This window comes from Streptomyces sp. SDr-06, assembly GCF_003324565.1.
Taxonomy (GTDB): Bacteria; Actinomycetota; Actinomycetes; order Streptomycetales; family Streptomycetaceae; genus Streptomyces.
The window spans coordinates 403,050-426,745 of record NZ_QOLA01000004.1; the positions used below are offsets into that span (position 1 = coordinate 403,050).

A 23,696-nucleotide genomic window follows, 5' to 3' on the forward strand; every position below is an offset into this window, starting at 1 on the left:
GCCCCGACCCGCACCGCTTCCCCCGCCCACTGAACGCCACCAGGATGGTGAACACCCCAATGAGCAACTTCTCCGGCCCTTCGGCCAACGCGAGCGGCCTCTACACCGGCCCGCAGGTCGACAACCGCTACATCGTCCCGCGCTTCGTCGAGCGCACCTCGCAGGGCGTGCGTGAGTACGACCCGTACGCGAAGCTCTTCGAGGAGCGCGTGATCTTCCTCGGTGTGCAGATCGACGACGCGTCCGCCAACGACGTGATGGCGCAGCTGCTGTGCCTGGAGTCGATGGACCCGGACCGCGACATCTCCATCTACATCAACAGCCCGGGTGGTTCCTTTACCGCCCTCACGGCGATCTACGACACCATGCAGTTCGTGAAGCCCGACATCCAGACGGTCTGCATGGGCCAGGCGGCCTCCGCCGCCGCCGTCCTGCTCGCCGCCGGCACGCCGGGCAAGCGCATGGCGCTGCCGAACGCCCGCGTCCTGATCCACCAGCCCTCGGGCGGCACCGGCCGCGAGCAGCTCTCCGACCTGGAGATCGCGGCCAACGAGATCCTCCGGATGCGTTCGCAGCTGGAGGAGATGCTGGCCAAGCACTCGACGACGCCGATCGAGAAGATCCGCGACGACATCGAGCGCGACAAGATCCTCACGGCCGAGGACGCGCTGTCCTACGGTCTGGTCGACCAGATCGTTTCCACGCGCAAGACGACGACCTCCGCCGCGGCCTGAGCCGTTTCGGCACACTTGGCGCGGTCCACGTCAAAGTGAACCGCGCCAAGGGGGGCCCGAACGAGGGGCTCGGCAAGGTACCGTCGGTAGGGGGTCTGGGGGTGTCCCCCCGGAACACGCAGTAGGCACCAGGAGGCGGCGCACATGGCGTCTCCCAGGCGAAGGGGAAGCACCTCGTGGCACGCATCGGTGACGGCGGCGACCTGCTCAAGTGCTCGTTCTGCGGAAAGAGCCAGAAGCAGGTGAAGAAGCTCATCGCAGGCCCCGGGGTGTACATCTGCGACGAGTGCATCGACCTCTGCAACGAGATCATCGAGGAGGAGCTCGCCGAGTCCTCCGAGGTGCGGTGGGAGGAACTGCCCAAGCCGCGCGAGATCTACGAGTTCCTCGAGGGGTACGTCGTCGGGCAGGAGCCCGCCAAGAAGGCCCTCTCGGTGGCGGTCTACAACCACTACAAGCGCGTCCAGGCCGGTGAGAACGGCGGCGCGCAGGGCCGCGACGACGCGATCGAGCTCGCCAAGTCCAACATCCTGCTGCTCGGACCCACCGGCTCCGGCAAGACGCTGCTCGCCCAGACGCTGGCGCGCATGCTCAACGTGCCGTTCGCCATCGCCGACGCCACCGCGCTCACCGAGGCGGGGTACGTGGGCGAGGACGTCGAGAACATCCTGCTCAAGTTGATCCAGGCCGCCGACTACGACGTCAAGAAGGCCGAGACCGGGATCATCTACATCGACGAGATCGACAAGGTCGCCCGCAAGAGCGAGAACCCGTCGATCACGCGCGACGTATCGGGCGAAGGCGTCCAGCAGGCCCTGCTGAAGATCCTGGAAGGCACCACCGCCTCGGTCCCGCCCCAGGGCGGCCGCAAGCACCCGCACCAGGAGTTCATCCAGATCGACACGACGAACGTGCTGTTCATCGTGGGCGGCGCCTTCGCGGGCCTGGAGAAGATCATCGAGTCCCGGGCCGGCGCCAAGGGCATCGGCTTCGGCGCGACGATCCGCTCCAAGCGCGAGATCGAGGCCAGCGACCAGTTCCAGGAGGTCATGCCGGAGGACCTCGTGAAGTTCGGGATGATCCCCGAGTTCATCGGCCGCCTCCCGGTCCTGACCTCGGTCCACAACCTCGACCGCGAAGCGCTCCTCCAGATCCTCGTCGAGCCCCGCAACGCGCTGGTCAAGCAGTACCAGCGCCTCTTCGAACTCGACGGCGTGGAGCTGGACTTCGACCGCCCGGCCCTGGAGGCCATCGCCGACCAGGCCATCCTGCGCGGCACCGGCGCGCGCGGCCTGCGCGCCATCATGGAGGAGGTCCTCCAGTCGGTGATGTACGAGGTGCCGTCCCGCAAGGACGTCGCCCGCGTCGTCATCACGGCGGACGTGGTCCGCAACAACGTGAACCCGACCCTGGTCCCGCGCGAGCCGCGCATCGTCAAGAACGACGGGCGGCACGAGAAGAGCGCGTAGCGCTGCGCTCGCCCGGCCATAGCAAAGGGGCGCCCGGTCAACTTCCTTGACCGGGCGCCCCTTTGAGCTGTCGCTAGGCCTTCTGGCGGGCCGTGTTGTACAGCGTGGCCGTCTCCTTGGCCACGTCGTCCAGCGACGGGCCGCCCCCGGTGGCGGCCTTGGCCATGTCCACCATGGTCACCACGCCGTAGGTGCTGTAGTCGGCCCACACGCACGCGGGGACCATGATGTTCTTCGGGGCCGCCGCCCCCGAGCTGCCGCTGTTGGTGGTGTTGAACTTGAGGTTCTGGCACTTCATCAGCGCACCGGAGAACCCGGCGGGCTTGTACGGCTTGGCCTCGCCGACCAGCTCGATCGTGACGCTCGGGTCCTTGCTGTTCTTGACGTTCTGGAACGACGAGTCGACCACCTTCGCCGGGTCGCCGATCTCGCCCCAGACGCCCTGCAGGTTGAGCCCCTTGCCGGCCAGCGGGTTGTTGGGGTCACCCGACTGGTAGGCCGCGGAGACCTGCTGCGGGTTCTTGACGGTGAGTGCCTCGGCCTTCGACTTCTGATCGGCCGACATGGGGAGGGTCTTGTCGGACCCGTTCTTCTTGTACTCGTCGACCGAGGCCGGCGGTACGACCTTGTACCCCTTCGTGCTCGCCGACACGTCGCTGTTGCTCGCGCCGCCGCCCTTCGTCAGGAACCACACGCCGCCGCCGATGACCGCGACCGCCACGACGACCGCCGTGATGATGACGCCGGTCTTCTTCTTCGGCGGGGCCGGGGGCATGGGCTGCATCGGGGCGCCGTACGGCGGCTGCTGGCCGTACGGGGGCTGCTGGGGCGGCTGGCCGTACGGCTGCTGCTGCGGGTAGCCGTAGGGCTGCTGCGGCGGGACGCCCTGCGGGGCCTGCTGCGGGTAGCCGTAGCCGGGCTGCTGCGGACCGGGCTGCCCATACGGCTGCTGCGGCGGCTGCTGGCCGTACGGGCCGGGCTGCTGTGGCTGGCCACCGTACGGGCCCGGCTGGTTGTAGCTCATTGCTGGGTTCCCCCTAGGGATGCTTATCCGATCCAGACATCCTGGCCGAAGGCCCGCCGAGGCGGTGCATCGGGGGGCTCACCGTTACCAAACATTCCCGTTTCAGTACCGGCCCGTGACACCCCTAAACTGGCCCCGTGACCGAGAACACTCAGCAGCAGAATCCAGCGCCCATCACCGAACTGCCGACCCAGTACGCGCCGGCCGAGGTAGAGGGGAAGCTGTACGAGCGCTGGGTAGAGCGCGGTTACTTCACCGCCGACGCCGGGTCCGAGAAGGACCCGTACACCATCGTCATCCCGCCGCCGAACGTCACGGGCGCGCTGCACCTGGGGCACGCCTTCCAGGTCACGCTCATGGACGCCCTCACCCGCCGCAAGCGGATGCAGGGGTACGAGACGCTGTGGCTGCCCGGCATGGACCACGCCGGCATCGCCACGCAGAACAAGGTCGAGCAGCAGCTCGCCGAGGAGGGCAAGTCCCGGCACGACCTGGGGCGCGAGGCCTTCACCGAGCGGGTCTGGCAGTGGAAGGGCGAGTACGGCGGCCGCATCCTGGGCCAGCTCAAGCGGCTGGGCGCCGGGCTCGACTGGACGCGTGAGCGGTTCACCATGGACGAGGGCCTGTCCAAGGCCGTCCAGACCATCTTCAAGAACCTGTACGACGACGAGCTGATCTACCGGGCCGAGCGCATCATCAACTGGTGCCCGCGCTGCCTGACCGCCATCTCGGACATCGAGGTGGAGTACCAGGAGGACCCGGGCGAGTTGGTCTCGCTGAAGTACGGGGAGGGCGACGACACCCTGGTCGTCGCCACCACCCGCGCCGAGACGATGCTGGGTGACACCGCCATCGCCGTCCACCCGGACGACGAGCGCTACCAGCACCTCATCGGCAGGCTCATCAAGCTGCCGCTCACCGACCGCTCCATCCCGGTCGTCGCGGACGCGCACGTCGACCCCGCGTTCGGCACGGGCTGCGTCAAGGTGACCCCGGCCCACGACCCGAACGACTTCGCCATCGGGCAGCGGCACAACCTCGACTCCATCACCGTCATGGACGAGCGCGGCGTCATCACCGTCCCGGGTCCCTTCGAGGGGCTCGACCGCTACGAGGCCCGTTCGGCGATCGTCGGGGCGCTCAAGGAGCAGGGCCGCATCGTCGCCGAGAAGCGGCCGTACATGCACTCCGTCGGTCACTGCTCGCGCTGCAAGACGACCGTCGAGCCGCGCCTGTCCATGCAGTGGTGGGTCAAGGTCGGCCCGCTCGCGCAGGCCGCCGGTGACGCGGTCCGCGACGGCCGGGTCAAGATCCACCCCGAGGACATGTCGAAGCGGTACTTCGACTGGGTCGACAACATGCACGACTGGTGCATCTCGCGCCAGCTGTGGTGGGGCCACCGCATCCCGATCTGGTACGGGCCGGAGGGCCAGGTCGTCTGCGTCGGGCCCGACGACGAGGTGCCGAGCGGCGACGGATGGCACCAGGACCCCGACGTCCTGGACACCTGGTTCTCCTCCGGCCTGTGGCCGTTCTCCACGCTGGGCTGGCCGGAGAAGACCCCGGACCTGGAGAAGTTCTACTCGACCGACGTCCTGCTCACCGGCCACGACATCATCTTCTTCTGGGTCGCCCGGATGATGATGTTCGGCCTGTACGCGATGGACGGCGAAGTCCCTTTCAAGACGGTCGCGTTGACCGGTCTGGTCCGTGACGAGTTCGGCAAGAAGATGTCGAAGTCGAACCCGAACGCGGTCGACCCGATCGACTGGATGGACGCCTACGGTTCGGACGCCGTCCGGTTCACCCTGGCCAAGGGCGCCAACCCCGGCGCGGACGTGCCGATCGGCGAGGACTGGGTCCAGGCGTCCCGCAACTTCGCCAACAAGATCTGGAACGCGACGCGGTTCGCGCTCATGAACGGCGCCACGGTCGAGGGCGAACTCCCGCCCGTGGAGCAGCTGTCGGCGGTCGACCGCTGGATCCTGTCCCGGCTGAACAAGACCGTGGCCGAGGTCGACGCGTACTACGAGGACTACCAGTTCGCGAAGCTCAGCGAGTCGCTCTACCACTTCGCGTGGGACGAGGTCTTCGACTGGTACGTCGAGCTGTCCAAGACGACGTTCTTCGCGGGCGGCGAGCAGGCCAAGGTCTCCGGCCGGGTCCTGGGCGAGGTGCTCGACGTGATGCTGCGGGTCCTGCACCCGATCGTCCCGTTCGTCACCGACACCCTGTGGACGACGCTGACCGGAGGCGAGTCCCTCGTCGTCGCAGACTGGCCCCGGGACAGCGGTTTCCGCGACGAGGCCGCCGAGCGCGAGATCGAGCTGGTCCAGCAGGTCGTCACCGAGGTCCGGCGCTTCCGCTCCGACCAGGGGCTCCAGCCCGGCCAGAAGGTCCCGGCCGAGCTGACCCTGACCGGCACCGCGCTGGCCCCGCACGAGGCCGCCATCCGTCAGCTCCTTCGCCTCCAGCCGGCCGGTGAGGGCTTCCACGCCACGGCCTCGCTGCCGGTCGCGGGCGCCACGGTCGCGCTCGACCTGTCGGGCACCATCGACGTCGGGGCCGAGCGCAAGCGGCTGACCAAGGACCTCGGCGCGGCCGAGAAGGAGAAGGCCGACGCGAACAAGAAGCTCGGCAACGAGGCCTTCCTCGCGAAGGCCCCGGACAACGTGGTCGACAAGATCCGTACGCGGCTCGCCAAGGCCGAGGCCGACATCGAGCGCATCACCCGCCAGATCGACGGCCTGCCCCAGGGCTGATCCGGCGACGGGCACACGGATATGAGCAGGGCCCCCGGGATCGCATCCCGGGGGCCTTCCTCATGCCGCCCCCTCCCGCGCTCAGAACAGCCGGTCGCCGAACTCCGCCCACACCAGCGCCACCACCACCGCGTACATCGCGAGCGGGACCAGCCAGTGCGGCACCACCCGGCGCAGCCACGAGCGGGGCCCGGCGACGTGCCGGGAGACGTACCAGAACAGCGGGATCATCACCGCCCACACCAGCAGGCACCAGGGGCACAGCGCCCCGATGACGTACAGGCACTGGCCGATCAGCCAGACGGTGAAGGCGAAGCCCGCGGCGACACCCGCCCAGATGCCGAGCCACAGCCACCGCGGGAAGGCGGCGCCCGCCACCAGGGCGAGCCCCAGTGCGGCCAGGGCCGCGAACGCGCCGACGCCGAGCAGCATGTTGGGGAAGCCGAGCAGGTTGCCCTGCCAGGTGTCCATGACGTCGCCGCAGCTCAGCACCGCGTTGATGGAGCAGCCGGGGGAGAAGGCCGGGTCCTCGAGGACGTGGACGCGGTCGGCGGTCAGGGCGGCCGAGGCGAGGGTGCCGAGCAGTCCGCCGATCAGCAGGAGCAGGGCGGTGCCGCGCGCCGGACGGCGGGAGGTGGGAGCTGCCATGGGGCCAACGCTAGGAATCCGGGCGGCCATCGGGGGAGGGCCGAACGGGCAGAAGCCGCGTGCGACATATCACTAAATTTGGGCCGTTCGGCTTAGGCGTTCGGGTCCAAAGACCTTGGATGATGGAGGGCATGCACACCCCGTCCTCCTCCTTCGCGCCGCAGCGCGCGCTGGCGGCGGTGCGCGCCGCGAGCGCGCGCTGGGTGGGCGAGGAGCGCGCCCTGGACGTGCTGATCGCGCTGAGCTGCTTCGGCCTGATGGTCCTGGACGTGCCCGGCCTCGCCAAGGCGGACAACTCCCTCAACAGCTACACCGCGCCCCCCGTCCTCGCGCTGGGCGCGGCCACCCTGCTCTTCCGGCGCCGCTGGCCGTGGCTGCCGTACCTGATGGCGCTGGTCTTCCTGGGCTGGCTGCACCAGCTGAACCTCGTGCAGTTCGCGCTGTACTCGCTCGGCCGCTTCCGGGGCCGGCGCGCGAGCATCCTCGCCACCTGCGGGTACATCGCGGTGGCGTACGCCCTGTTCAACCTGCCGGGCTGGCCGGACAGCCGGGGCGAGACGCTGAGTTCGTTCCTGGCGATCGTCGTGCCGGTGGGCGTGCTGGCCTCCGGCGTCGGGATCTCGGCCTACCGGCACGACCTGGTGCGGGAGCTGGAGGCCCAGCGCGCCGAGACGGCGGCCCTGCACGCCGTGCAGGCCGAGCGGGTCTCGGTGGCCCGTGACGTGCACGACATGGTGGGCCGGGAGCTGACGATGCTCGCGGTGCGCTCCGAGGTGCTCGCCCTGCGGGCCAGGAACGAGCCGCACCACAAGGACTTCGAGGAGCTCGCGGACACCGCGCGCCGGGCCCATCTGATGCTGAACGAGATCATCGTGCGGCGCGCCGACGAGCGCACCGCCACGCCCGGACTCGACGGGCTGCTCGCGCTCGCCGAGGAGAGCCAGGCCGCGGGCACGCCGGTCGGGCTCGACATCGAACCGGCCGCCCACCGGCTGTCGCCGCTGCGCCAGGCGGCGGTGTACCGGGTGGTCCAGGAGTGCCTGACGAACTCGGTCAAGCACGCACAGGGCGAGCCCGTCGCGGTGACGATCCGGCTCGCGGACGGGGACCTGGTGGTCACCGTCCAGAACCCGCTGCCCCGCTCGGCGCCCGTGAAGGCCCCGGTCTCCACCGGAACCGGGACCTTCTCGATGCGGGAGCGGGTGGAGAGCATGGGCGGTTCGCTCGCCACGACCCGTACCGACACCACGTACGAGGTCCGGGCGACCCTTCCTGCCGGTACGGTCGGCTGACCGGCCGGGCAGGGCGCCCGGCGGGTCAGGCGCTCGCCAGGAGCTTCTGCAACTGGTCGAAGTCCTCCACGCACTTGCCCGAGCCGAGCGCCACGCAGTCCAGCGGGTCGTCCGCCACGAACACCGGGATGCCGGTCGCCGACGCCATCCGCAGGTCGAGGCCCGGCAGCAGCGCGCCGCCGCCGGTCAGCACGATGCCGTGCTCCATCACGTCGCCGGACAGCTCCGGCGGGCACTCCTCCAGGGTGACCCGCACCGCCGCGATGATCGACTCGACGGGTTCGTCGAGCGCGGCCCGCACCTCGCGCGCGGTGAGCCGGAGCGTCTTGGGCAGGCCCCCCACCTTCTCGCGGCCCCGGACCGTGAAGACCCGCTCCTCCAGCTCCTCGTCCCCGGGCACCGGCCACGCCGACCCGATCGCGCACTTGACGTCCTCGGCGGTGCGCTCGCCGATGAGCAGCGAGTGCTCCTTGCGCACGTAGTCGGTGATCGCGGTGTCCAGACGGTCGCCGCCCACCCGCAGGGACTGCGAGGTGACGATGCCACCCAGCGAGATCACGGCGACCTCGGTGGTGCCGCCGCCGATGTCCACGACCATCGAGCCGCGCGGCTCGGCCACCGGGAGCCCGGCCCCGATCGCCGCCGCCATCGGCTCCTCGATGAGGTGCACGGCCCTGGCCCCGGCCCGCTGCGAGGCGTGCACGATCGCGCGCCGCTCCACCGGGGTCACCCCGCTGGGCACGCACACCACCATGCGGGTGCGCGGCCGGCGGCCGGGCACCGCCTTCTTCACGAAGTGGCGGATCATCTCCTCCGCCGCCTCGTAGTCGCTGATCACGCCGTCGCGCAGCGGCCGGATCGCGGTGATCGAGCCGGGGGTGCGGCCGATGGTCTCCTTGGCCTCGGTGCCGACCGCGAGGGCCGTGCGGCCGCCCTCCTTCATCGCCACCACGGACGGCTCGTTGAGCACGATGCCCTGCCCGCGGGCGTAGAGAAGCGTGTTGGCGGTGCCGAGGTCGATCCCTATGTCCATGATCGCCAAGTTTGCCCGGGCGGGCCGGAGGACCCGGGGGCCGAACGTCCCGAAAGGGGCGGGTCCAAGGTCCTGTCGGTGCTCGTCCGTAGACTGGCCCCGTGACCGAGCAGCCCGACCGCAGTGAAGCCGATGACTTCGACGGAATTGTCGAAGCCGAGACCGACAGAGACCCCGACCTGGCGGTGATCGAGGCCGGCAGCCGCACCCTGCGCACCCACGGCGGCCCGCCCCAGGGCGAGGCCGTGCCCGCCCGCCCCGCCGACCCCGAGGTGGACGCGGCGCTGCGCGCGGTCGAGACCGAGCTCGCGGGCCGCTGGGGCGAGACCAAGCTGGAGCCGTCCGTCCGCCGCATCGCCGCGCTGATGGACGTCCTGGGCGAGCCGCAGCGCGCCTATCCGACGATCCACATCACCGGCACCAACGGCAAGACCTCCACCGCCCGCATGATCGAGGCCCTGCTCGGCGCCTTCGAGCTGCGCACCGGCCGCTACACCTCGCCGCACATCCAGTCGATCACCGAGCGGATCAGCCTGGACGGCCTCCCGATCCCCGCCGAGCGCTTCATCGAGACGTACGAGGACATCAAGCCGTACGTCGAGATGGTGGACGCCAAGGAGGAGTTCCGGCTCTCCTTCTTCGAGGTCCTCACCGGCATGGCGTACGCGGCCTTCGCGGACGCCCCGGTGGACGTGGCCGTCGTCGAGGTCGGCATGGGCGGCTCCTGGGACGCGACGAACGTGATCGACGCGGGCGTCGCCGTGGTCACCCCCATCGACCTCGACCACACCGACCGGCTCGGCAACACGCCGGCCGAGATCGCCGTCGAGAAGTCCGGGATCATCAAGCAGGGCGCGACCGTGATCCTGGCGCAGCAGCCCGTCGACGCGGCTCAGGTCATGCTGAAGAAGGCCGTCGAGACGGACGCCACGGTGGCTCGCGAGGGCATGGAGTTCGGCATCGTGGGCCGCGAGGTCGCCGTCGGCGGCCAGCTCCTGACGCTGCGCGGCCTGGGCGGGGAGTACGAGGAGGTCTTCCTCCCGCTGTACGGAGCCCACCAGGCGCACAACGCGGCGGTGGCGCTCGCCGCGGTCGAGGCGTTCTTCGGCGTCGGCTCGCAGCAGGCCGGGCCGCTCGACATCGACACCGTCCGCAAGGCGTTCGCCTCCGTCGTCTCGCCGGGCCGCCTGGAGGTCGTGCGCCGCTCGCCGACCGTCGTCCTGGACGCCGCGCACAACCCGGCGGGCGCCCGTGCCACCGCGGACGGCCTGACCGAGGCGTTCGGCTTCTCGCGCCTGATCGGCGTGGTCGCCGCCAGCGCCGACAAGGACGTGAAGGGCCTGCTCGAAGCGTTCGAGCCGGTCCTCGCCGAGATCGTCGTCACCGCCAACACCTCCATGCGCTCCATGGACGTGGACGAGCTGGCCGCACTCGCCGTCGAGGTCTTCGGCGACGAGCGGGTCGTGGTCGAGCCGCGCCTGGACGATGCCATCGAGGCCGCCATCACCCTGGCCGAGGAGGAGGACGAGTACGCGGGAGCGGGCGTCCTCGTCACCGGCTCCGTGTTCACGGTCGGCGATGCCCGGCTGCTGCTGAAGAGGGGCTGAGCCGATGCGTACGCTCTGCGCGTCCACCCTGATCGGTGAATTCTTCGTGATCGCCTTCGCGGGTCTGGTCGCCATGAAGGACCCGGACCTCGCGACCACCACCGTGTGGACCGTCTGCGGCATCGGCATGCTGCTCTCGGTGCTGCTCTGCGGGATGCTGGGCCGGCGCGGCGGGGTGGAGCTCGGCTGGGCGCTCCAGATCGCCCTGATCGCGAGCGGTCTCGCGGTCCCGCTGATGTTCTTCATGGGCGCCCTCTTCGCGGCGCTGTGGTGGGCCTCGGTCCACTACGGCCGCAAGATCGACGAGGCGAAGGCGCGCTTCGCGGCGCAGGCGGAGGCCCAGCCCCAGGGCTGAGGCGCGGCGGTGGTACCGGGTGACGGCGGTTCAGCTACACCCGGTAATCTCGGCGGACCGCACACGTTTGCCAAGGAGCCGTACACCATGACGCAGCGCACCCTCGTCCTCCTCAAGCCGGACGCCGTCCGTCGCTCGCTGGTCGGCGAGATCATCGGCCGCATCGAGCGCAAGGCCGGCTGGCAGATCACCGCTCTGGAGCTGCGCACCCTGGATCAGGACACGCTGGAGCAGCACTACGGCGAGCACAAGGGCAAGCCTTTCTACGAGCCGCTCGTGGAGTTCATGTCCTCGGGTCCGGTCGTCGCCCTGGTGGTCGAGGGGGAGCGCGTCATCGAGGGCGTACGCCAGTTGGCGGGTCCCACCGATCCGATCGCGGCGGCCCCCGGTTCGATCCGTGGCGACTTCGGGACCATCGTCCGGGAGAACCTCATCCACGCCTCGGACTCCGAGGAGTCCGCGGAGCGAGAACTGAAGATCTTCTTCCCGGGCCGCGCCTGATCATTTCCTGACGGAATGTCAGCCATATAGCGCTCATGACCTGGGGCGACCGAAGGAATTTCGGTCGCCCCCCGGCATATGCGGGCCGACTTCGGGAACGCATCGCCCCGACACGACGTCACCCATACTGAGGTGGACCACCGCGCCGTGTCCGCGCAGGCCGGACTACGATGGGGCCTCACGCTCAACGCAGCCACCTCGCCGACCTGAGAAGCCGTCAACGCTCGATTAGGGAAGGCCGGACGCATCCTCATGGGGAGCAACAAAATGTCGTTCATCGGCCGTGACATGGCTGTCGACCTCGGGACCGCCAACACGCTGGTGTACGTCAGGGGCCGCGGAATCGTCCTGAACGAGCCGTCCGTCGTCGCCATCAACACCAACACCGGCGGCATCCTGGCGGTCGGCGCGGAAGCCAAGAAGATGATCGGCCGTACGCCGGGCAACATCGTGGCCGTACGACCGCTGAAGGACGGCGTGATCGCCGACTTCGAGATCACCGAGCGGATGCTCCGCTACTTCATCCTGAAGATCCACAAGCGCCGGTACCTGGCCCGCCCGCGCGTCGTGGTCTGTGTGCCCTCGGGCATCACGGGAGTCGAGCGCCGCGCCGTGATCGAGGCCTCCACACAGGCCGGCGCCCGCCAGGTGCACATCATCGAGGAGCCCATGGCCGCGGCCATCGGCTCGGGCCTGCCGGTCCACGAGGCCACCGGCAACATGGTCGTCGACATCGGCGGCGGCACCACCGAGGTCGCCGTGATCTCGCTCGGCGGAATCGTCACGGCACAGTCGATCCGGGTCGCCGGCGACGAGCTCGACAACGCGATCATCCAGCACATCAAGAAGGAGTACTCCCTCCTCCTCGGTGAGCGGACCGCCGAGCAGATCAAGATCACGATCGGTTCGGCGTACGACCTCGACAAGGACGAGCACACCGAGATCCGCGGCCGCGACCTCGTCTCCGGCCTGCCGAAGACCGTCGTGATCTCCGCCGCCGAGGTGCGCAAGGCGATCGAGGAGCCCGTCAACGCGATCGTCGACGCGGTCAAGACAACCCTGGACAAGTGCCCGCCGGAGCTCTCCGGCGACATCATGGACCGCGGCATCGTGCTGACCGGCGGCGGCGCCCTGCTGCGCGGCCTGGACGAGCGGCTGCGCCGCGAGACCGGCATGCCGATCCACATCGCCGAGGACCCGCTGGACTCGGTCGCCCTGGGGTCCGGCAAGTGCGTCGAGGAGTTCGAGGCGCTCCAGCAGGTGCTCGACGCGCAGCCCCGCAGATAGCTCCCCGGGCCTGCTGTCCGCCGTATGGGTCACTGCCAACCCGTACGGCGGATCGTTGATATACAGATCGAAGAGATCTTGTAGATCACCCACATTCCTACGAGGAAGGCACGGCCGCCGCACGTGAGGGACACACGAGAGAGCCGGCTGCTCCTGGTGCTGCTGATCGCCGTAGCGTTCGCGCTGATCACGGTCGATATCAGAGGCGGGGCGAATTCACCGGTGGACGGCGCCCGGCAGGCCGCCGCCGCCGTCTTCGGGCCGGTGGAGAACGGGGTCGCGGCCGCCGTCGACCCGGTCGGCAACGCGATCGGAGCGGTGCGCGACTCCGGCAGGCGCCACGACAAGATCTCCGCCCTGCAGGCCGAGAACGAGGCGCTCAAGCAGAAGCTCGGCAGCGACTCCCGCAACCGCAGCCGCCTGAACCAGCTCGACTCCATGATGAAGACCGCCGGCGAGGGCCAGTACGGCATCAAGGCCGCCCAGGTCGTCGCCATAGGAGCGGCCCAGGGCTTCTCCTGGACGGTCACCATCGACGCCGGATCGCACGACGGCATCCAGCGCGACATGACGGTGCTCAACGGCGAGGGCCTGGTCGGCCGGGTCACCACCGTCGGCCCCTCCACCTCCACCGTGCTGCTCGCCAACGACCCCGACTTCACCGTCGGCACCCGGATGGAGAACAGCGACGAACTGGGCTTCGCCACCGGCCACGGCGACCGCCCGCTGTCGGTGCAGCTGCTCAACGGCAAGGCCAAGGTCAACCCCGGCGACCGCCTGGTGACCTTCGGCTCGCAGGCCGACAAGCCGTTCGTGCCGGGCGTCCCGGTCGGCGAGGTCGTCAAGGTCGACCCCTCGGGCGGCGACCTCACGCGCACCATCTACGTACGCCCCTACGTCGGCTTCACCAAGCTCGACATCGTCGGCGTCGTCGTCCAGGCCCCGCGCACCGACCCGCGCGACCAGGTGCTGCCCGCCAAGCCCCAGCCGACCCCGACCCCGACGGTCACCGTCACCGCCTCCCCGTCCGGGACCCCCAACGGCCAGGGCAACACACCGATCGCCAACGAGAACGCGATCGCCAACCCCGACCCGAACGCGAACGCCAACCGCCCCAACGGCAACGCCAACCCCCCGGCGGGCCAGGCCAACCCCCCGGCCGGCAACGCGAATCCGCCCAATCCCAACGGTGAGCCGAACGGCAACGCGAACGCCGACGGCGAGCAGTAGGAGCTGATCCAGATGCGTCTCAACAGGGTCATCCTCTCCGCCGCCCTGATCGTCGTCGCCCTCGTGGTCCAGGTGAGCGTGCTCGCCCGCCTCCAACTTCCGGGCGCCGTACCCGACTTGGTCCTCCTGACCGTGCTCGGCCTGGCGCTGGTCTACGGCCACGTCGGCGGCGCCTTCGTCGGCTTCGGCGCCGGGCTGCTCGCCGACCTCGCACCCCCCGCCGATCACGCGGCCGGGCGCTACGCCCTGGTGCTCTGCGTGATCGGCTACCTCGCGGGCCTCGCCAAGCCCGACCACGGACGGCTGCGCACGGCGGTCGGGCCGATGCTGGTGGTGGTCGGCGCGGCCATCGGCTCGACGCTGCTCTACGCCCTGGTCGGCGCGCTCGTCGGGGACACCGCGGCCCGCCATGTCGGCCTGCCCAGCCTGCTGTTCACGGCCGCCGTCTACGACCTGCTGCTCGCGCCGTTCACCGTGCCGCTGATCATGGCCATCGCCCGGCGGGCCGAGAACGACCCGCTCGCCGACACCACCGGCAACGGCGGCCCCAAGAGCAACATCACCTCCGGCTGGCTCTCCGGCGGCACCGGCCTGCGCATCGGCAACCAGCGCGGCGGTCTGCGGATCAAGGCCGCCAAGAACAGAGCGGCCCGCGCAGGCCGCATCAAGGGCGTCAAGCGACTGTGAACCAGGGGGTCGTCACGGCATGAGCAACATCCCTGAGACCGGCCGCACCCCCCGGGTGCAGATCCGGCTCATCATCATCCAGGTCCTGGTCTTCTCGCTCCTGCTGACGCTGGGCGGACGCCTGTGGTACCTCCAGATCCGCAACGGCCAGGAGTACGAGGACGAGGCCAAGAACAACCACGTCCAGCAGGTCGTCCAGCCCGCCGTGCGCGGCTCGATCCTCGACGCCCGCGGCGTGCCGCTCGCCGACAACGAGACGCGCCTGGTGGTCTCCGCCTCGCGCACCGACCTGTCGAAGATGCCCGACCGGGGCAAGGCCGTCCTGACCCGGCTCGCCGCCGTGCTCGGCATGAAGCCGCAGGACGTCATGGACAAGGTCAGGCTCTGCGACGCCAAGACCCCCAAGCCCTGCTGGAACGGCTCCCCGTACCAGCCGATCCCGGTCACCGACAAGGCCACCACCCAGCAGGCCCTCCAGATCCGCGAACGCTCCGAGGACTTCCCCGGCATCACCGCCGACCCCACCGCCGTACGCCGCTACCCCGCGCCCGGCAAGGCCAACACCGCCCAGGTGCTCGGCTACCTCTCGCCCGTCACCGACGACGAGATCACCAAGGCGAAGAACAGCGACTCGCCCTATCTGCGCTCCGACCAGGTCGGCCGCTCCGGCCTGGAGCGCACGTACGACAAGCAGCTGCGCGGCAAGGCGGGCATCACCCGGTACGAGGTGGACAACCTCGGGCGGGTCATCGGGCAGGCCCAGAGCGACAAGGCGCAGCCCGGCTCCAACGTCGTCACGTCGATAGACGCACGCGTGCAGGCCGTCGCCGAGTACGAGCTGAACAACGCGATGGTCGAGGCCCGCAAGCAGTTCGACAAGATCACCAACGAGAACTACAAGGCGGACTCCGGCGCCGTCGTCGTGATGGAGGCCAAGACCGGCCGCATCGTGGCCATGGCCTCCGCCCCCACCTACGACCCGAACGTCTGGGTCGGCGGCATCTCCGGCAAGGACTACCAGGCGCTCACCGGCAAGGACAGCGACTACCCGCTGCTGAACCGCGCCATACAGGGTCAGGCCGCGCCCGGCTCGACGTTCAAGGTGGTCTCCACGGCCGCCGCGGTCGAGGCCGGCTACAAGTGGGACGGCGGCTACCCCTGCACCAGCTCGTACTCCGTGGGCGGCCAGGTCTTCAAGAACTTCGAGGGGGAGAACTTCGGCCCCATCTCGCTCGGCCGCGCCCTGGAGGTCTCCTGCGACACCGTCTTCTACGGGCTCGCCGACAACGAGTGGAAGAGGGACGGCGGGATCAACCCGAAGAAGGGCCAGCCCAAGGACTACTTCTACAAGGCGGCCCACCAGTTCGGCCTCGGCAAGCCCACCGGCGTGGACCTGCCCAACGAGGTCACCGGCCGCGTCCCGGACCGCCAGTGGAAGGAGAACTACTGGGCGGCCAACAAGGACGGCTGGTGCAAGACCGGCAAGAAGGACGGCAGTTACGTCGAGAAGATCTCGTACGAGAACTGCCTCGAAGGCAACAAGATGCGCGAGGGCGACTCGATCAACTACTCCATCGGCCAGGGCGACACCCTCGTCACCCCGATCCAGGAGGCCATGATCTACGGAGCGCTCGCCAACGGCGGCACCATGCACACCCCGACCATCGGCAAGGCGATCGTCAGCGCCGACGGCAAGAACGTCCAGGAGATCCAGCCGAAGGTCAACGGCAAGCTGCCGATCACCCAGGCCACCCTCGACGGCATGAACAAGGCCCTCGCGGGCGTCGTCACCGGCGGTACCGCCGCCTGGAAGTTCCAGGGCTGGCCGCAGGACAAGATCGAACTGCACGCCAAGACCGGCACCGCCGAGGTCTACGGCAAGCAGACCACCTCGTGGCTCGCCACGTACTCCAAGGACTACACGGTCGTCATGACCATCGCCCAGGCCGGTACGGGTTCCGGCGCCTCCGGTGAGGCCGTGCGCAAGATCTACGAGGCGATGTACGGCATCGACGACTCCGGGAAGCAGGACCTCAAGCGCGCCCTGCTGCCGCAGCCCGAGCAGTCCCTGCCCAAGATCCAGGCCGACGGCTCCATCGACGCCCCCACGGTCACCGCCTACGACCCGGACGCCGGCAAGACCAAGGGCAAGGACCCCAAGCAGCCCGACGGCCAGCCGCAGCCGAACAGCAGCCCGGCGACCAACGTCGACAACCGCAACCCACGAAGGGACTAGCGCCATGGCAGGCTTCTCCGTCCAGCGCTACGCCCCCAAGGAGCGCGGCGCCTTCGCTAGACTGACGGCACGCGACTCGGTGCTGCGCAGACTCGACTGGCCGCTGCTGCTCGCGGCCCTCGCGCTCTGCCTGATCGGCTCGCTCCTGGTGTGGTCCGCGACCCGCAACCGCACCAGCATCAACCAGGGCGACCCGTACTTCTTCCTGATCCGGCACATCATGAACGCCGGCATCGGACTCTGCCTGATGATCGGCACCATCTGGCTGGGCCACCGCACCCTGCGCGGCGCCGTGCCCATCCTGTACGGGCTGTCCATCCTGCTGCTGCTCGCGGTGCTCTCGCCGCTCGGCGCCACCGTCAACGGCGCGCACTCCTGGATCGTGCTCGGCGGCGGGTTCTCCCTCCAGCCCTCCGAGTTCGCCAAGATCGCGATCATCCTGTGCATGGCGATGCTGCTCGCGGCCCGGGTGGACGCGGGCGACCAACCGCACCCCGACCACCGCACGGTGATGAAGGCCCTCGGCCTCGCGCTGATCCCCATCGGCTGCATCATGCTGATGCCCGACCTCGGCTCGACCATGGTCATCGTGGTGCTCATCCTCGGCGTGCTGCTGGCCTCCGGGGCCTCCAACCGCTGGGTCTTCGGGCTGCTCGGCGCCGGGGTGGTCGGGTCGGTCCTGGTCGCCGCGCTCGGGATACTGGACAAGTACCAGATCAACCGCTTCGCCGCGTTCGCCAACCCCAACCTCGACCCGGCCGGCGTCGGCTACAACACCAGCCAGGCGAGGATCGCGATCGGCTCGGGCGGGCTGACCGGCACCGGGCTCTTCAAGGGCTCGCAGACCACCGGGCAGTTCGTTCCCGAACAGCAGACGGACTTCGTCTTCACGGTCGCCGGAGAGGAACTCGGCTTCGTCGGCGCGGGCCTGATCATCGTGCTGATCGGCGTCGTCCTGTGGCGCGCCTGCCGCATCGCCCGCGAGACCACGGAGCTGTACGGCACCATCGTGGCGGCCGGCATCATCGCCTGGTTCGCCTTCCAGTCCTTCGAGAACATCGGCATGACGCTCGGCATCATGCCGGTGGCGGGCATCCCGCTGCCCTTCGTCTCCTACGGAGGCTCGTCCATGTTCGCGGTGTGGGTCGCCATAGGGCTGCTCCAGTCGATCCGCGTGCAGCGGCCGATAACGGCCTAGCGGGCGGCGTCCCGGACCGGCCCCGACAGGATGGCCGGTCCGGAGCCCTGCCGCCGACCGCCGATCGCGTCTAGATTCTGGTCATGGCGGACACGAAGCGCGAGATCGAGCGGAAATTCGAGTGCACACCGTCCGACGGGGACCGGGCCCCGCTTCCCGACCTGACCCGGATCCCCGGCGTCGCCGACGTCGTCGACCAGGGCGTCGTCGACCTCGACGCCGTCTACTACGACACCCCCGACCTGCGCCTTGACGCCGACTCGCTCACCCTGCGCCGCAGAACGGGCGGCGCCGACGCCGGCTGGCACCTGAAGTTCCCGGTCGGCGCGGGCGTCCGCGACGAGGTCCGGGCCCCGCTCTCCGACCGCCTCCCGGCCTCGCTGTCGGCGCTGCTGCGCTCCCGCGTCCGCGACGGTGAACTCCTTCCCGTCGTGCGCCTGCTGTCCACACGCGCCGTACGCCATCTGCTCGCCGACGACCGCACCCTGCTCGCCGAGCTCAGCATCGACACCGTCCGCGCCGAGGGGCTGCGCGACGGCTCCTCGACGGCCGCCTGGACCGAGATCGAGGTCGAACTCGCCGACGGCGTCGACGACGAGAGCATCCTGGACAGTGTGGAGAAACGGCTGCGCAAGGCGGGCATCCGGCCCTCGACGAGCTCGTCCAAGGTCGCCAGGGCCCTGCGCGAGACGGCCCCGCACCCGGCCGCCGAGACCGCCAAGACACCCAGCACCGGGCCCGCCGAAGGCACCGCGGGCGCCCACGTCCTCGGCTACCTGCGGGCCCAGCGCGACGCGCTCGTGGCCCTCGACCCCGCCGTCCGCCGCGAACTGCCCGACTCCGTCCACCAGATGAGGGTCGCCACCCGGCGCCTGCGCAGCGCCTTCAAGTCGTACGGCAAGGTCCTCGACCGGGATGCCACCGACCCCCTCGGCGACGAGCTCAAATGGCTCGCGGCCGAGCTCGGCGTCGACCGCGACCAGGAAGTGCTCACCCAACGCCTGCGGGACCGCATCGCCGCCATGCCCCGCACCCTGCTCCTCGGGCCGGTGCGCGGCCGGCTCCGCATCTGGGCGGTGGCCCGCCGCGCCGGCTCCCGGCGCCGCGCCGTCGCCGTGCTCGACGGCAAGCGCTACCTCGCCCTGCTCGGCGCCCTCGACGCGCTGCTCGCGGCCCCGCCGCTGCTCCCCGCGGCCGATGAGCCGGTCGCCGATGTCCTGCCCAAGGCCGTGCTCAAGGACTACGACCGGCTCGCGGGCCGGGTCCGCACCGCGCTCGACCTGGCCCCCGGCCACCAGCGCGACCTCGCCCTGCACGAGGCCCGCAAGGCCGCCAAGCGCGCCCGGTACGCCGCCGAGGCCGCCGCCCCCGCGCTCGGCAGGCCCGCCACCAGGTTCGCCAAGCGCATGAAGGCCGTACAGAACGTGCTCGGCGACCACCAGGACAGCGTGGTCGCCCGCGACGCCCTGCGGCTCCTGGCCATCCAGGCCCACGCGGCCGGCGAGTCCGCGTTCACCTGGGGGCTCCTGTACGGCCAGGAGGAGGCCACCGCGGCACGGCGGGAGAGCGAACTGCCCGGCGTCTGGGCCCGCGCGAGCGCGCCGAAACTGCGCAGGCGCCTGACGGCCGGATGATCGCCGGGCGAGGGGGCGACCCGGCTCGCGTTACGCTAGAGAGTCGCCCCCTGCCAGCCCACGAAGGTCGAGATGTCTGCCGAGTCCGTCTTCCCACAGCTCGAAGCGCTGCTCCCGCATGTGCAGAAGCCGATCCAGTACGTCGGCGGTGAGCTCAACTCCACCGTCAAGGCCTGGGACGAGTGTGACGTCCGCTGGGCGCTCATGTACCCGGACGCGTACGAGGTCGGGCTGCCCAACCAGGGCGTCATGATCCTCTACGAGGTACTGAACGAGCGGCAGGGCGTCCTGGCCGAGCGCACGTACAGCGTGTGGCCGGACATGGAAGAGCTCATGCGCGAGCACGCGGTGCCCCAGTTCACGGTGGACTCGCACCGCCCGGTGCGCGCCTTCGACGTGTTCGGGCTCAGCTTCTCCACCGAGCTCGGTTACACCAACATGCTCACCGCCCTCGACCTCGCGGGCATCCCGCTGGAGTCCAAGGACCGCACGATCGACGACCCGATCGTCCTCGCGGGCGGCCACGCGGCCTTCAACCCCGAGCCGATCGCGGACTTCATCGACTGCGCGGTCATCGGCGACGGCGAGCAAGCCGTCCTCGACATGACCGAGATCATCCGGGCGTGGAAGGCCGAGGGCCGCCCCGGCGGCCGCGAGGAGGTCCTGTTCCGCCTCGCGAGGACGGGCGGGGTCTACGTCCCGGGCTTCTACGACGTGGAGTACCTGCCGGACGGCCGCATCGCCCGGGTCGTGCCGAACCGGTCGGGCGTGCCGTGGCGGGTGTCCAAGCACACCGTCATGGACCTCGACGAGTGGCCCTACCCCAAGCAGCCCCTGGTCCCGCTCGCCGAGACCGTCCACGAGCGGATGTCCGTGGAGATCTTCCGCGGCTGCACCCGCGGCTGCCGCTTCTGCCAGGCCGGCATGATCACGCGCCCCGTGCGGGAGCGAAGCATCACCGGCATCGGCGAGATGGTGGAGAAGGGCCTCAAGGCGACCGGCTTCGAAGAGGTGGGCCTGCTCTCCCTCTCCTCCGCGGACCACACCGAGATCGGTGACATCGCCAAGGGCCTCGCGGACCGCTACACCGACGACAAGATCGGCCTCTCGCTGCCCTCGACCCGCGTGGACGCGTTCAACGTCGACCTCGCCAACGAGCTGACCCGCAACGGCCGCCGCTCGGGTCTGACGTTCGCCCCCGAGGGCGGCTCCGAGCGCATGCGCAAGGTCATCAACAAGATGGTCTCGGAAGAGGACCTCATCCGGACCGTCGCGACCGCGTACGGCAACGGCTGGCGCCAGGTGAAGCTGTACTTCATGTGCGGCCTGCCGACCGAGACCGACGAGGACGTCCTCCAGATCGGCGACATGGCGGTCAACGTGATCGCCAAGGGCCGCGAGGTCTCCGGCCAGAACGACATCCGCTGCACCGTGTCCATCGGCGGCTTCGTCCCCAAGCCGCACACCCCGTTCCAGTGGGCGCCGCAGCTCAGCGCCGAGGAGACGGACGCCCGCCTGGAGAAGCTCCGCGACAAGATCCGCGGCGACAAGAAGTACGGCCGCTCCATCGGATTCCGCTACCACGACGGCAAGCCCGGCATCGTCGAGGGCCTGCTCTCGCGCGGCGACCGCCGCGTGGGCGCCGTCATCCGCGCCGTCTACGAGGACGGCGGCCGCTTCGACGGCTGGCGCGAGCACTTCAGCTACGACCGCTGGATGGCCTGCGCCGACAAGACGCTGCCCTCCTTCGGCGTCGACGTCGACTGGTACACCACCCGCGAGCGCACCTACGAGGAGGTCCTCCCCTGGGACCACCTCGACTCCGGCCTCGACAAGGACTGGCTCTGGGAGGACTGGCAGGACTCGCTCGACGAGACCGAGGTCGAGGACTGCCGCTGGACCCCGTGCTTCGACTGCGGCGTCTGCCCGCAGATGGACACGAGCATCCAGATCGGCCCGACCGGCAAGAAACTGCTCCCCCTGACGGTCGTCAAGTAACCACCCCGTCACACCAGGCCCCCTGCCGCAACGGGCGGGGGGCTTTCGTGCGTCTCTGGGCGCATGGAGAATTCGCCCGGTGCCGAGGGCCGCGAAGGCTGTCTGACCGTTGCCGTTCGGCTGCCCGTGCGGGTCGTGGTGGTTGTTCTTGTCCTGCCTGTGCGGGTGGTCTGGGACCTTCTCGTTAGCGGGGTGGAGGCGCTGTGGCGGGGGGTCGTGGTGCCTGTGGGGCGGGTGTTGGTCGTGGTCCCGTTCGGGTGGTTGTACGGCCTGGTGCTGACGCCGCTCGGCCACGCAATCTCCTGGGTGTACCGGGTGGTGCTCACGCCGATGGGGCGCGGGGTCGGGTGGCTGTTGTGGGCCGTGTTCGTGTGGCCCTGGGTCACGCTGTGGCGGTACGTCGCCGCGCCGGTGCTGCGGTACGGCCTCGTGGTGCCCGCCGTCTGGTTGTACCGGCACCTGCTGGCGCCGCTCGCGGTGCTGCTGCTCGTGGTCCCGGCGGTATGGCTGCACCGCACGGTGCTCGCGCCGCTCGGGCGGGCGGCCCTCGTCGTCCTGCGTGAGATCGGCGCCGCGCTCGGACACGCCTGGCGGATCGGCGGCTTCGTCTCCCGCGCGGTCGGCCGGGGCCTCAAGTGGCTCGTCTGGAACCTCGCCGGGCGGCCCCTGCGCTGGGCGTACGCGACCCTGCTCGCTCCCGTGGGGCACTGGGTGCGGGACGCGGTGCTGTGACCTGCGGCCCGGGTCGCGCGCGAGGCCCTCGCCACGGCCCGCGAGACTGTGCGGTCGGCCGGGCGCGACGCCTGGCGGGCGCTGGTCGGCGGGCCGCCCCGGGAACGGGGCGAGCACCGGGCGCGTACTCTGGGTAGTACAACTACTGCCTCCGGCGCGGTGCCCGCCCCCGAGATCTCCCTTCGCAAGACGGAGGGATGAGCCGGGTGGCGGACGGGCCGTGACCGGAGGGACCCCCACAGGACGGTGGGCGGCGCACACCGCGCCCGCCCCGCACCGAGGAGAAGAACCACTGGGCAAGCGACAGCCCGAAGGCCCGCCGCCCGCACCTGCGGTGCAGCGCATCCGACTGCGCTACACCAAGCGCGGCCGCCTCCGGTTCACCAGCCACCGCGACTTCCAGCGTGCCTTCGAGCGGGCCCTGCGCCGCGCCGAGGTACCCATGGCGTACTCGGCGGGCTTCACCCCGCACCCCAAGGTGTCGTACGCGAACGCCGCGCCCACCGGCGTCGGCTCCGAGGCCGAATACCTGGAGATCGCCCTCACCGCGCAGCGCGACCCCGAGAAACTGCGCGCCCTGCTCGACGAGTCGCTGCCCACCGGGCTCGACATCGTCGACGCCGTCGAGGTCCGCACCTCGGGCCTCGCCGACCGGCTGACCGCGTCCGTATGGGAGCTGCGCCTCGACGGCGTCACCGTCGAGGCGGCCGAGAAGGCCGTCGCCGCGTTCCTGGCCGCCGAGACCGTCGAGGTCCAGCGCAAGACCAAGAACGGCATGCGCACCTTCGACACCCGGGGCGCGGTCGCCGAGCTCCAGGCGCTTCCTCCACAGGCTGATAGGCCTCTCGGCGACGCCTGTGCGATACTGCGGCTGGTAGTGCGGCACCTGACACCTGCCGTACGACCCGACGACGTCCTGTCCGGTCTCCGAGCTGTGGCCGACCTGGCGCCGCCGGTCCCCGCAGCGGTGACCAGGCTGGCGCAGGGGCTCTTCGACGAGGAGTCCGGCACGGTGACCGACCCGCTCGCGCCCGACCGCGAGGCAGCCCCGGCCGCTCCACAAACAGCCGCCGGGACCGTCTCAGCGACGGCGCCGGAAGGTCCCGCCGCGTAAGGGCGGTCGTTGTAGCGCAGCCCTGGCACTCGGGAGCCACCTGGGTCGGGCCGCGCACTGACCTAAAAGACTTTCGCCAGGCCGTGCGTACAGAGCGCAGGGAACCGGCGAGCCAGACATAACAGCTCCCGTGCGGCGCCCGCGCCCCGGACGGC

At 70.2% G+C, this 23,696-nt stretch carries 19 protein-coding genes; 16 read left to right on the forward strand and 3 right to left on the reverse strand.

What is annotated here, in order from left to right; translation table 11 throughout:
* The first annotated feature begins 44 nt into the window (after nucleotides 1-44).
* Both DT019_RS12650 and clpX read left to right on the forward strand, forming a co-directional pair.
* Complete coding sequence (locus DT019_RS12650; protein ID WP_114036844.1) at nucleotides 45-734, forward strand: ATP-dependent Clp protease proteolytic subunit; 690 nt, start codon at nucleotides 45-47, stop codon at nucleotides 732-734.
* Between the two features lie 176 nt (nucleotides 735-910).
* Nucleotides 911-2,203: an ATP-dependent Clp protease ATP-binding subunit ClpX gene (gene clpX, locus DT019_RS12655; RefSeq protein ID WP_053727404.1), complete on the forward strand. Its 1,293-nt coding sequence runs from the start codon at nucleotides 911-913 to the stop codon at nucleotides 2,201-2,203.
* Between the two features lie 73 nt (nucleotides 2,204-2,276).
* On the opposite strand, the gene DT019_RS12660 is transcribed toward clpX, so the two are convergent.
* A complete protein-coding gene (locus DT019_RS12660; RefSeq protein WP_114036845.1) occupies nucleotides 2,277-3,227 on the reverse strand; it encodes a hypothetical protein in 951 nt (316 codons plus the stop codon).
* A gap of 137 nt (nucleotides 3,228-3,364) precedes the next feature.
* Here DT019_RS12660 and DT019_RS12665 point away from each other — a divergent pair, with 137 nt between their 5' ends.
* The gene (locus DT019_RS12665) at nucleotides 3,365-5,989 is read left to right on the forward strand and encodes a valine--tRNA ligase (RefSeq protein ID WP_114036846.1); all 2,625 of its coding nucleotides are present in this window, start codon (nucleotides 3,365-3,367) and stop codon (nucleotides 5,987-5,989) included.
* An 81-nt stretch (nucleotides 5,990-6,070) separates the two neighbouring features.
* Here the strand turns inward: DT019_RS12665 and DT019_RS12670 are convergent, their stop codons facing one another.
* Nucleotides 6,071-6,637, reverse strand: a complete 567-nt coding sequence (locus tag DT019_RS12670; RefSeq protein ID WP_189389479.1) for a vitamin K epoxide reductase family protein — start codon at nucleotides 6,635-6,637, stop codon at nucleotides 6,071-6,073.
* Between the two features lie 131 nt (nucleotides 6,638-6,768).
* Here DT019_RS12670 and DT019_RS12675 point away from each other — a divergent pair, with 131 nt between their 5' ends.
* Nucleotides 6,769-7,929: a sensor histidine kinase gene (locus DT019_RS12675; protein ID WP_114036848.1), complete on the forward strand. Its 1,161-nt coding sequence runs from the start codon at nucleotides 6,769-6,771 to the stop codon at nucleotides 7,927-7,929.
* A 25-nt stretch (nucleotides 7,930-7,954) separates the two neighbouring features.
* Here DT019_RS12675 and DT019_RS12680 read toward each other — a convergent pair whose 3' ends face one another.
* Nucleotides 7,955-8,962 (reverse strand): rod shape-determining protein, encoded by a 1,008-nt coding sequence (locus tag DT019_RS12680; RefSeq protein ID WP_189389481.1) that lies wholly within the window; start codon nucleotides 8,960-8,962, stop codon nucleotides 7,955-7,957.
* Between the two features lie 101 nt (nucleotides 8,963-9,063).
* Here DT019_RS12680 and folC point away from each other — a divergent pair, with 101 nt between their 5' ends.
* The 12 genes from folC (at nucleotide 9,064) to DT019_RS12740 (ending at nucleotide 23,541) form a co-directional block, all read left to right on the forward strand.
* Nucleotides 9,064-10,569 carry a bifunctional tetrahydrofolate synthase/dihydrofolate synthase gene (folC, locus tag DT019_RS12685; RefSeq protein ID WP_114036850.1) on the forward strand — a complete coding sequence of 502 codons (1,506 nt, stop codon included), beginning with the start codon at nucleotides 9,064-9,066 and terminating at the stop codon, nucleotides 10,567-10,569.
* A gap of 4 nt (nucleotides 10,570-10,573) precedes the next feature.
* Nucleotides 10,574-10,924 (forward strand): DUF4233 domain-containing protein, encoded by a 351-nt coding sequence (locus DT019_RS12690; RefSeq protein ID WP_114036851.1) that lies wholly within the window; start codon nucleotides 10,574-10,576, stop codon nucleotides 10,922-10,924.
* Between the two features lie 87 nt (nucleotides 10,925-11,011).
* The gene (gene ndk, locus DT019_RS12695) at nucleotides 11,012-11,425 is read left to right on the forward strand and encodes a nucleoside-diphosphate kinase (protein ID WP_114036852.1); all 414 of its coding nucleotides are present in this window, start codon (nucleotides 11,012-11,014) and stop codon (nucleotides 11,423-11,425) included.
* 267 nt (nucleotides 11,426-11,692) lie between these two features.
* Nucleotides 11,693-12,712, forward strand: a complete 1,020-nt coding sequence (locus tag DT019_RS12700; RefSeq protein ID WP_053727412.1) for a rod shape-determining protein — start codon at nucleotides 11,693-11,695, stop codon at nucleotides 12,710-12,712.
* Nucleotides 12,713-12,835: 123 nt separating this feature from the next.
* A complete protein-coding gene (mreC, locus tag DT019_RS12705) occupies nucleotides 12,836-13,942 on the forward strand; it encodes a rod shape-determining protein MreC (RefSeq protein ID WP_114036853.1) in 1,107 nt (368 codons plus the stop codon).
* Between the two features lie 12 nt (nucleotides 13,943-13,954).
* Nucleotides 13,955-14,629, forward strand: coding sequence for a rod shape-determining protein MreD (gene mreD, locus DT019_RS12710; protein WP_114036854.1), 675 nt, complete (start codon nucleotides 13,955-13,957; stop codon nucleotides 14,627-14,629).
* Nucleotides 14,630-14,648: 19 nt separating this feature from the next.
* Nucleotides 14,649-16,865 (forward strand): penicillin-binding protein 2, encoded by a 2,217-nt coding sequence (gene mrdA, locus DT019_RS12715; RefSeq protein ID WP_114036855.1) that lies wholly within the window; start codon nucleotides 14,649-14,651, stop codon nucleotides 16,863-16,865.
* A 4-nt stretch (nucleotides 16,866-16,869) separates the two neighbouring features.
* Entirely contained in the window at nucleotides 16,870-18,063 is a 1,194-nt protein-coding gene (rodA, locus tag DT019_RS12720; protein ID WP_114036856.1) for a rod shape-determining protein RodA, read from the forward strand.
* 83 nt (nucleotides 18,064-18,146) lie between these two features.
* The gene (locus DT019_RS12725; protein WP_114036857.1) at nucleotides 18,147-19,697 is read left to right on the forward strand and encodes a CYTH and CHAD domain-containing protein; all 1,551 of its coding nucleotides are present in this window, start codon (nucleotides 18,147-18,149) and stop codon (nucleotides 19,695-19,697) included.
* A 72-nt stretch (nucleotides 19,698-19,769) separates the two neighbouring features.
* On the forward strand, nucleotides 19,770-21,695 hold the full coding sequence (locus DT019_RS12730) for a TIGR03960 family B12-binding radical SAM protein (protein ID WP_114036858.1): 1,926 nt from the start codon (nucleotides 19,770-19,772) through the stop codon (nucleotides 21,693-21,695).
* A gap of 243 nt (nucleotides 21,696-21,938) precedes the next feature.
* Entirely contained in the window at nucleotides 21,939-22,427 is a 489-nt protein-coding gene (locus tag DT019_RS40870; protein WP_317617755.1) for a hypothetical protein, read from the forward strand.
* Nucleotides 22,428-22,761: 334 nt separating this feature from the next.
* Entirely contained in the window at nucleotides 22,762-23,541 is a 780-nt protein-coding gene (locus DT019_RS12740) for a TIGR03936 family radical SAM-associated protein (RefSeq protein ID WP_114036859.1), read from the forward strand.
* Nucleotides 23,542-23,696: the final 155 nt, after the last annotated feature.